The sequence below is a fragment of the Azoarcus sp. TTM-91 genome (genome assembly GCF_012911025.1).
Lineage (GTDB): Bacteria > Pseudomonadota > Gammaproteobacteria > Burkholderiales > Rhodocyclaceae > Azoarcus.
This window is the reverse complement of record NZ_WUEI01000156.1, coordinates 1-8087: the sequence shown is the minus strand read 5'-3', so window position 1 is coordinate 8087 and position 8087 is coordinate 1. Positions and strand designations below refer to the sequence as shown.

8 protein-coding genes are annotated in these 8087 nt (G+C 64.9%); 3 read left to right on the top strand and 5 right to left on the bottom strand.

Features of this window, described 5'->3' with window-relative positions; translation table 11 throughout:
* The first annotated feature begins 233 nt into the window (after positions 1-233).
* The gene (locus GRF61_RS24655; protein WP_211166141.1) at positions 234-797 is read left to right on the top strand and encodes an MFS transporter; all 564 of its coding nucleotides are present in this window, start codon (positions 234-236) and stop codon (positions 795-797) included.
* Positions 798-821: 24 nt separating this feature from the next.
* Entirely contained in the window at positions 822-1493 is a 672-nt protein-coding gene (locus GRF61_RS24650) for an MFS transporter (RefSeq protein ID WP_211166140.1), read from the top strand.
* Between the two features lie 20 nt (positions 1494-1513).
* Here the strand turns inward: GRF61_RS24650 and GRF61_RS22290 are convergent, their stop codons facing one another.
* Positions 1514-2404, bottom strand: a complete 891-nt coding sequence (locus GRF61_RS22290; RefSeq protein WP_169152820.1) for a LysR family transcriptional regulator — start codon at positions 2402-2404, stop codon at positions 1514-1516.
* A 124-nt stretch (positions 2405-2528) separates the two neighbouring features.
* On the opposite strand from GRF61_RS22290, the gene dkgB reads away from it, so the two are divergent.
* Positions 2529-3329 carry a 2,5-didehydrogluconate reductase DkgB gene (dkgB, locus tag GRF61_RS22285; RefSeq protein WP_169152819.1) on the top strand — a complete coding sequence of 267 codons (801 nt, stop codon included), beginning with the start codon at positions 2529-2531 and terminating at the stop codon, positions 3327-3329.
* An 83-nt stretch (positions 3330-3412) separates the two neighbouring features.
* Here the strand turns inward: dkgB and GRF61_RS22280 are convergent, their stop codons facing one another.
* The 4 genes from GRF61_RS22280 to GRF61_RS22265 form a co-directional block, all read right to left on the bottom strand.
* Entirely contained in the window at positions 3413-5758 is a 2346-nt protein-coding gene (locus GRF61_RS22280; RefSeq protein ID WP_169152818.1) for a DUF2235 domain-containing protein, read from the bottom strand.
* Positions 5755-6336 carry a DUF3304 domain-containing protein gene (locus GRF61_RS22275; protein WP_169152817.1) on the bottom strand — a complete coding sequence of 194 codons (582 nt, stop codon included), beginning with the start codon at positions 6334-6336 and terminating at the stop codon, positions 5755-5757. The genes GRF61_RS22280 and GRF61_RS22275 overlap by 4 nt, the downstream gene beginning before the upstream one ends.
* Before the next feature lie 208 nt (positions 6337-6544).
* Positions 6545-7267 carry a DUF4123 domain-containing protein gene (locus tag GRF61_RS22270; protein WP_169152816.1) on the bottom strand — a complete coding sequence of 241 codons (723 nt, stop codon included), beginning with the start codon at positions 7265-7267 and terminating at the stop codon, positions 6545-6547.
* An 83-nt stretch (positions 7268-7350) separates the two neighbouring features.
* Positions 7351-8087, bottom strand: a 737-nt coding sequence (locus GRF61_RS22265; protein ID WP_169152815.1) for a DUF2345 domain-containing protein, incomplete at its 5' end; no start/stop codon positions are given.

The window sequence follows — 8087 nt, the reverse complement described above, 5'->3', positions numbered from 1 at the left end:
GTTGGGGCCTGGCGGTGGCTCCGGCTTCCGCCGATGTGCCCGCGCGTGTCCCCTGGTGGTGCAGCGGACCGGGGCCAGGCCGCGATTTGCCTACAATGCTACCCCCGGCCGCCGGCCAGCGTGGTCTGGCGCAGTGCTTCCTGCGCCCCGATGCGTCGGCTCGAAGGCGTGAATGACACGCAAGCGCCTCCCTGGCTGTCGGCCTCTCCAAACAACAACAAGCGGATCCCCCCATGACTTCTCCCTCCGACTCCACCGCCACGCCGTCTACGCCGGCGTGGGTCACCGTACTGCTGGCTTTCGCCTGCGGCGCCATCGTCGCCAACCTCTACTACAGCCAGCCGCTGATCAAGCTGATCGCGGCGGATACGCAAATGCCGCTGTCCGCCGCTGGCGTGCTGGTCACCCTGAGCCAGATCGGCTACGGCCTCGGCCTGTTGCTGCTGGTGCCGCTGGGCGACCTGGTGCAGGCGCGCAAACTGGTTGCTGCGCTGATGGGGCTGGCGACCGTGGCGCTGGTGAATGCCGCGTTGGCGGACAACGCCACCGTGTTTCTCGCCTCTGCCTTCGCCATCGGCCTGGGCAGCGTCGCCGCCCAGGTGCTGGTGCCTTTCGCCGCCCAGCTGGCGGCGCCGGCACAGCGCGGCAAGGCGGTGGGGCAGGTGATGAGCGGGCTGCTGTTCGGCATCCTGCTCGCCCGTCCGCTGGCCAGCCTGCTGTCCACCACCGGCCACTGGCAGACGGTGTTCTGGCTGTCGGCGGTGCTGATGGGCGGGCTGGCGTTGGTGCTGCTGTAGTACCTGCCGGCTCGGCGGGCGGCGTTGAGCACGCAGGGCGGCCAGGCGGACGCTACGCCGGCGGTCCGCTATGCGCGCTTGATCGCTTCCCTGTGGCCCTTGCTGCGCAACACGCCGCTGCTGCAGCGCCGGGCTGCTTACCAGGCTGGCATGTTCGGCGCCTTCTCGCTGTTCTGGACGGCCGCACCGCTGCTGCTCGCTAGCCCAGCTTACGGCTTCGGCCAGCAGGGCATTGCGCTGTTTGCGCTGGTGGGCGCGGCCGGTGCCTTCGCCGCGCCGGTGGTGGGCCGGCTGGCGGACCGCGGCTTTACGCGTGGATTGACCGCCGCCGGGTTGACGCTGGGCGCGCTGTCCTTCGCCCTCGGCCTGCTGGCAGAGCCGGGCGGCGCGCTGGGCCTGATCGCGCTGGTGGTGGCGGCGCTGGTGCTGGATGCGATGGTGGCGGTCACCCTGATCACCGGCCAGCGCGGCATCTACAGCCTGGGCGATGCCATTCGCAGCCGCCTCAACGGCCTCTTCATGTCGCTGTTTTTCATGGGCGGCGCGCTGGGTTCGGCGCTGGGCGGCTGGGCCTGGGCGCATGGCGGTTGGATGCGGGTGTGCTGGGTGGGCGGCTTGTTTCCCTGCGCGGCGTTGGTGGTGTTCATGCTGTTCGACCGCCCGGGCGCGCCGGCGCAGACCCAGGCCACGCGCTGAGCCTGGCCGGCGATGGCGGCTCACTGCGCCCGCATCTGCCCGGCGACGAAATCCAGGAAGCAGGCGATGCGCGCGGCCAGCTGGGTGTTGCGGTAATACACCGCGTTGATGGGCTGGCGCACGTCCAGCGTTTCGGCGGCGAGCAGCTCCATCAGCCGGCCCTCGGCACGGTCGGCGGCGGTCATGAAGTCCGCCAGGCAAGCGATGCCTTCGCCGGCCAGCGCGAGCTGGCGCAGGGTTTCGCCGCTGGAGGCGGAAACGGCCGGGCGGATCTGCACTTCCTCGCCGCCGGCATCGCGCAGCGGCCAGCGGTTCAGCGTTTCCGGCTGGCTGAAGCCGAGCAGGCTGTGGCCGGCCAGTTCGGCGACGCCGGCCGGCGTGCCATGTCGCGCCAGATAGGCCGGGCTGGCCAGTATCCTCAGCCGGCTCGCGCCCAGCGGGCGGGCATGCAGGGTGGAGTCGCGCAGCGGGCCGATGCGGATGGCGAGGTCGGTGCGCTGCTCCAGCAGGTCGATGATCTGGTCGTTGCTGTTCAGCTCCAGTTCGATCTCCGGGTATTGGCGGCGGAACTCTCCGACCAGGGGCGCGATCACGTGCAGCATGAAGGGCGCCGCCGCATTCACCCGCAGCCGTCCGGCGGGGCGCTGGCGGCGCAGCGCCATCTGGTCTTCGGCGGCATCCACCGCGGCCAGGATGCCGCGGGCGTGGGTGAGGAAGGCCAGCCCTTCCTCGGTGAGTTCCAGCCGCCGGGTGGTCCGCCGCAGCAGGGTGGTGTCCAGCTTCTCCTCCAGCCGCGACAGCGCCCGACTGGTGCCGGACACCGTCTGGCCAAGCTGCTCGGCGGCGGCGGTGATGGAGCCGCTATCCACCACGGTAACGAAGGCGAGCAGTTCTTCCAGCGTGGTTTTCATCGTTTCGAGGCGGCATTGTTGCGGCAATCGCAAAGGTCTTGTGAGTGTGGCCCGGTTTTTCGGCAAAGGTAAAGCGGCCACACTCTGCTTTCTCCAACAACGTTTCCGACACAGGAGCCTCCACATGCAGATTCCCGCCTTCGGCCTCGGCACCTTCCGCCTCAAGGGCCAGCAAGTCCTGGATTCCGTCAGCAACGGCCTTGCGCTTGGCTACCGCCACATCGACACCGCGCAGATATACGGCAACGAGTCCGAGGTCGGCCAGGCCATCGCCGACAGCGGCGTGCCGCGCGGCGAACTCTTCGTCACCACCAAGATCTGGACCGACGCCTTCGCCGGCGACAAGCTCATCCCCAGCCTCAAGGAAAGCCTGCGCAAGCTGCGCCTGGAAAAGGTGGATCTCACCCTCATCCACTGGCCCTCGCCGGGCGATGCGCTGCCGGTGGCGGAATACCTCGGCGCGCTGGCCGAGGCCAAGGCCCAGGGCCTCACCGCCGCGCTCGGCGTGTCCAACTTCACCATCGCCCACCTGCAGCAGGCCATCGCCGCCGTGGGCGCAGTCGAGATCGCCACTCACCAGATCGAGATCCATCCCTTCCTGCAGAACCGCAAGGTCGTCGCCTTCTGCCGCGAGCACGGCATCCATCTCACCGCCTACATGCCGCTCGCCTACGGCAAGGTGATGCAGGAGCCGGTGATCCAGCGCATCGCCGAGGCCCACGGCGCCAGCCCGGCCCAGGTCGCGCTGGCCTGGGGCCTGCAGCAGGGCTACGCGGTGATCCCGTCCTCCACCAAACGTGAGAACCTCGCCGCCAACCTCAAGGCGCAGGCGTTGAAGCTGAGCGAGGCGGAAATGGCGGAGATCGCCAAGCTGGATCGCAACGAGCGCATTGCAAGCCCGGATTTCGCGCCGAAGTGGGATTGAGGGTGGAGCCGGACTGCGACTGAAAAGTGCAGGCATGGCAGCCGGGAGGAGTCGAGGCAGTCATGCCTGGGCAAGGACTGCGTTCAGAACAGGCTCCACCACGGTTCTGGTCCCAGCTCATTCAGGAATTCCTCAATGGCTTTCAACTCAATAGCGATTTCCTGTTGACGCTGGTAGATAGCGCCTCTTTCGTTGAATTCGGGGAAGTAGGCGCCGCTGCCGCCGCTCATCGCCACTGCGTTCAACTGCTTGTCGAGTTCCTCTGCTCTGGCGATGAGCTGCTCGCTTTCCCGCTCCAGTGCCCGCTGACGAGCTTTCAGCACTTCGGGCGTGGCCTCGGCCAGGTCCGGGTGCTGAGCGCGATAGTCCATCAGTACGTCTTCGTACACAGTGCGCCAGCGTAGATAGCCCCAGTAAAGGGAGGGCTCCCTCCCCTCTCGTTGACCGGGAAGCGCGTCCGCCGGGAGGCTGGCGGGAGAGCGGCCCGCCAGGTGTTTCCGGTAGTCGTCCAGTTCCCGCCGCTCGCTGTCAGTCAATTGCGGTGACGGAACCGGCCTTGCTCTGGGGTTGATACGTCTGCGGGGGGCGGTTGCTGCCTGCTCCTTGTCCATCAGGTATTGCAGTCTTTCCCGGCTGATGCTGTCCCAGACGTCATCATCGTCGCCAAATGGTTTGAACCAGGCACGTGAGTCGTGTACGTCTTCTGCAAACAGGGTGTGTACGGCGGCCGGGAGAGGGCCCCCTTGGTCCCAGGTTTCCCTGACCTGCTTCCACTGGATGTACTTGAACTCGCCAAGCACCTTCTTCGGAATTTGAACAATCGGATGCCAACTCGCAATCCAGCCGCCGAAGTCCATTGCCATGCCGGTATAGCCGTGTTGGCCAAATGCGCTGTTGCGGATGCTATCGAGGGACGCCACTTTCTTATCCGTGCTGGCCAGATCCTTCCACTCAAGTAGCAATTCGGCGTCGGCCTCCAACAGGTCAGTGCGATCTTGGCGAGTACTCCGCTTCACTGCCGGCAATTCGGCGAGCCTGCCAAGGCAATGCCGCCGCCACCGCAGATACAGGCGATAATGCTCGCGGACCAGCGCTCTGGTATCCCCACCTTTGGGCACCAACTTCTTCATCTCGGCCATATAGGTATTGAAGCGCGTGGTCAGCGCTTCGGACACCAGGAACTGCTCCCGCAATGGAGCAGCGGCCTGATCCAGATCCAGCAGGGGGACCCCGGCGGCAACCGCCGCGCGGTACATGTGGCATAGCGGAATCTGCGACAGCTTGTCGCTATCCGTGAGGCTGCGGCCTTGCTCGCCCGGCCTGTACCCGCCGCCCAGGTCCGAATGCACACCCGGATAGATCACCTCCTCCACGTTGCCGCCTGAAGCCGCATCCAGCGGGAAAGAGCCACGCACCTCGTGGCCCGCCACCAGATGCAGGCAACGGGCGACCACCTGTGGTCCCGGAATACGCAGGTCGCGTGCCCTGGCCCAGCCGCCGTGACCGGTGGCGATGTCCTCCAGCACGGACTGAGCTGCCCCTACCGAAGCCACCGTGTCGAAGAGCCCCAGAAAATCTACTTGCGTCGGGACGCCGCAGATATGCATGGGGCCTTTGGCGTTGTCGCACAGATCGCGCAGCCAATTGACGAACACCCGCGCTTCGGCTGCGCCGCGGGAAAAACCGAATACCGAGAGACGGATGCGCGCAATCCGCGGCAATTTGCTGGTCAGCAAGGGTGTGAGTTTTTTTCTCAGCAATGCTCTTCGCTGTGCAAGCACTCTGCGCCGACCGTCTATATTGCTGCCGCGCCATTGCATATGGGCTACGGCTTCTGCGACTTCGTTGAACCAGACTTTTCTGCGCAATGCGATGTCTTCGTCTGATTGCGGCACCGGCGGAGGTGCTTCTTTCGAAAATGGCAATTGCATTGTGGGTAAGGAGATGTCAGTGCTCATTTGCTGCACTAGGGCGCGGTCTTCGTTTTCTTCTGTGAGTTTTTTCCCTGTTGCGTAGAGATGGAGATGGTTCTGTAGTTGGAGCAGAGCCCAGTTAATACGAGCTTCGCCGCCCCAGCCAGTTGCAGCGCCGACGCTGTTGTGCAGGTCTACGCCGGTGTCGCCGATTTGCTTCCAGAATTCGGTACCGACGCCGGGGACGTAGGTGCGATAGCGGTATTGGTGGTCTTCGCCTGCCTTGAGTTCTTCATCGAACGCAAGGTATAGACGTGCGATGTTGCTATGCGTCATCTTGCTCTTGTCGTAGAGAAGGTTGTTGCGTGTTCCATCGAAGAAGAACGCGACGTATAGGGTCCGCGAGCAAGAGTTGGGGTCTTCGAGTGAGTCTGCGCATGTGATGGAGTGCCGCTCATGGTCGTACAGGCGCCAGGGTGTTTGATATAGGGGGGAAGGCAGTTTGGATATCGTCATGGCGTTGCTTCCTTAGCGGCCTCCGCCGTTTGGCGGCTCTTCTCCCGTTGCTGCCTTCCACTGTTCTCGCACCAGTCGCTATTCGGGTGTTGCCTACGGCACTGCAGTTTCGGAAGAAGCAGCCCCTCCGGAAAGTCGGGATGGCTTGGCGCCACCCAAGTGGGATAGAGCTTCAGCACCCCACCCGGGAAAAAGGCGATCCAAAGAAAAGTCATGCGCCCACGCTCGTCTTGCTGATAGGGCTCGGTCGCGACCTCGCGCTGATAAAAGGCGTTGGGGTCTTTGTGGTATAGGGGCTCGTCGCGCCACCGGACGGTGAGTTTGTAGTTCGGATCCCAACGTGACGGGAGCTCTGCGAAACCTGCAAATCCGCCACCACCCGAGTGGGGCATCTGATTCGCGGCCCAGGAGCGATTGACATATACCTCGTCTATATAGTCATCGGTGTAGTTGAGGACGCTGAGTTGCAGTGTCTTGCTGGTGGCCTTTTCTATCAGGTGTGGTTGAGAGTCGGACTGACTACAAGCTGTGCTCAAGAGCAGTGCAGCAAGCAGAAATACGGACTTCAGCCAATTCATGATGGGTTCCTTCGCGACCTGTTGATGTGGACCTAGTTGCGATTGTTGAACCAATGAACAACCAGGCGGGGCAGGTAACGCGGTAGCTTCACGGTGTTCTCTCATACGGAATGGGCCTAGCGCAGTCTGTTGAGCTTGATAAGGCTCGGTGGTGAAGAGGCCATCGGGTATTCGTTGCGGGGGCTGGGCAATTTGCCAACTCCTCGATTCAGTGCTGCATCAATCCACGCGCCTCCAGATTGCTCGATACCGCCCGCAGCGCTTCGGCAGTAGCCGCTGTTGGGTCGAGATGGGTCAGCGCCAGGCGGGCCGCCAGATGCTGTTGGGAGGGAAGTCCGGTCAGTCTCCCGTAGACCTGCGGCCGGTCCGCGATGAGCGCCAGCAGGGCGTCGGGCCGCATTGCCTGATGCAGCGCATGTGTTTGCTCGGCGCTTAGCCGGTAAGGCGCGGGCTCTTCCCTCGATGAATCCAGAGCTGCCGGCCGGGTGATCTGCCGGGGCTCGCCTTCCCGGTCGAAGTACATCCAGACCTGGATGTGCTTCAGCAGCCGGATACGTTGCGGCTCATCGAAGCAGCCGTGCAGTGCCGGCAGGCAGCGGGTGTCGGTCCAGCGCAGGATGTAGAGCGTTCCGTCCGGGTCTCGCGCTTCCAGTTGTTGCCGCAAGTGCTGCAGCAGTGCGGCGCCCGGCGTCGTGGTGACGATGAAAGCGAGTGCGGGCTGGCCGGCGCACAGCCGACAAAGCGCGAGAAGCTTGTCTGCTTGTTCGAGCGGGATTTCCATCAACCAGGGATCGACCCGCTCCAGCCGTTCTCCGGCATAAAGCCCTTGGTACAGATGTCGCACGTCTCCTGCCAGTTCAGCCAGGGGTTGGAGGAGGGAGGGATCGGCGCAGGAGGGGTCGAACAGTGCATGGACGGAGGTCTGCCCCAAGCCCCGGCATTCATGGCGCAGCCTTGCGCACAGCGCTTGTTGCGCGGCTTCCGGGGGCGGGTCGATACGAGGCCTCGCCATGGTCACAGCCCCTTCCGTGCCAGCGGGCTGCCGGCCTGGGCGGCCATCAGCAGGCACTCGACGCAGATGCTGTTCGGCGGCAGGAAGGTGGGGAGTGTCGCCTCCTGCGTGCTGGGGCCGACGAATTGGTGGCTTGCCGCCTTGGCTGTGAATTCACCCGGCATGCCCAATTCGATATTCCCGCCGGCGATCCTGATGTAAGCCCCGCCGCACAAGAGCGTGATGTGCTCCCTGGCGGCGACCTGCACATGCTGCTGACTGGCACTGATCTCCACGCTCTGATCCGCCTCCACCCGGAGGCTGTTGTGCTGCGCTTGCAGCAGCAACTCCCCCTGGTGCGCGATATGGCGCATGTCCCCCGCCTGGGCGAAGGTGCCCAGGCCGGTGCCGGCGTTGAGTACCATGCGTTCGCCCGCGGTGAGCTGCAGCTGCTGTAGGGCGGCGGCGTCCAGGGAGGCGTCCGCCCCCAGGGCGATGCTGCGTCCGCTGCCCAGGGCGATGCCGGCGGGCGCCGCGAGGGCGATCACCGGCTCTGTTCCTCCCGCGCCGCCTGCCTGGTCGTTGGCGCCCTGGCCCAGGTCGCGCACCGCCTCGGTGAGGGTCTGGCGGGGTTGGGCGTCGTGGGCGAGGCCCTGGTGGGCGCTGGCGTAGTCGCCCAGGCTGCGGGCGAGTTGCAGCGCCGCCTCCAGGGTGCTGACCAACTGCTCGCGGTCGAGCTGGCCGCCGCTGGCCTGGCGCT

Bases quoted from the DNA above. Each gene is read 5' to 3' on its own strand.
- GRF61_RS24655 (WP_211166141.1), top strand. From the start codon at position 234: ATGACTTCTCCCTCCGACTCCACCGCCACGCCGTCTACGCCGGCGTGG.
- GRF61_RS22290 (WP_169152820.1), bottom strand. From the start codon at position 2,404: ATGAAAACCACGCTGGAAGAACTGCTCGCCTTCGTTACCGTGGTGGAT.
- dkgB (WP_169152819.1), top strand. From the start codon at position 2,529: ATGCAGATTCCCGCCTTCGGCCTCGGCACCTTCCGCCTCAAGGGCCAG.
- GRF61_RS22280 (WP_169152818.1), bottom strand. From the start codon at position 5,758: ATGACGATATCCAAACTGCCTTCCCCCCTATATCAAACACCCTGGCGC.
- GRF61_RS22275 (WP_169152817.1), bottom strand. From the start codon at position 6,336: ATGAATTGGCTGAAGTCCGTATTTCTGCTTGCTGCACTGCTCTTGAGC.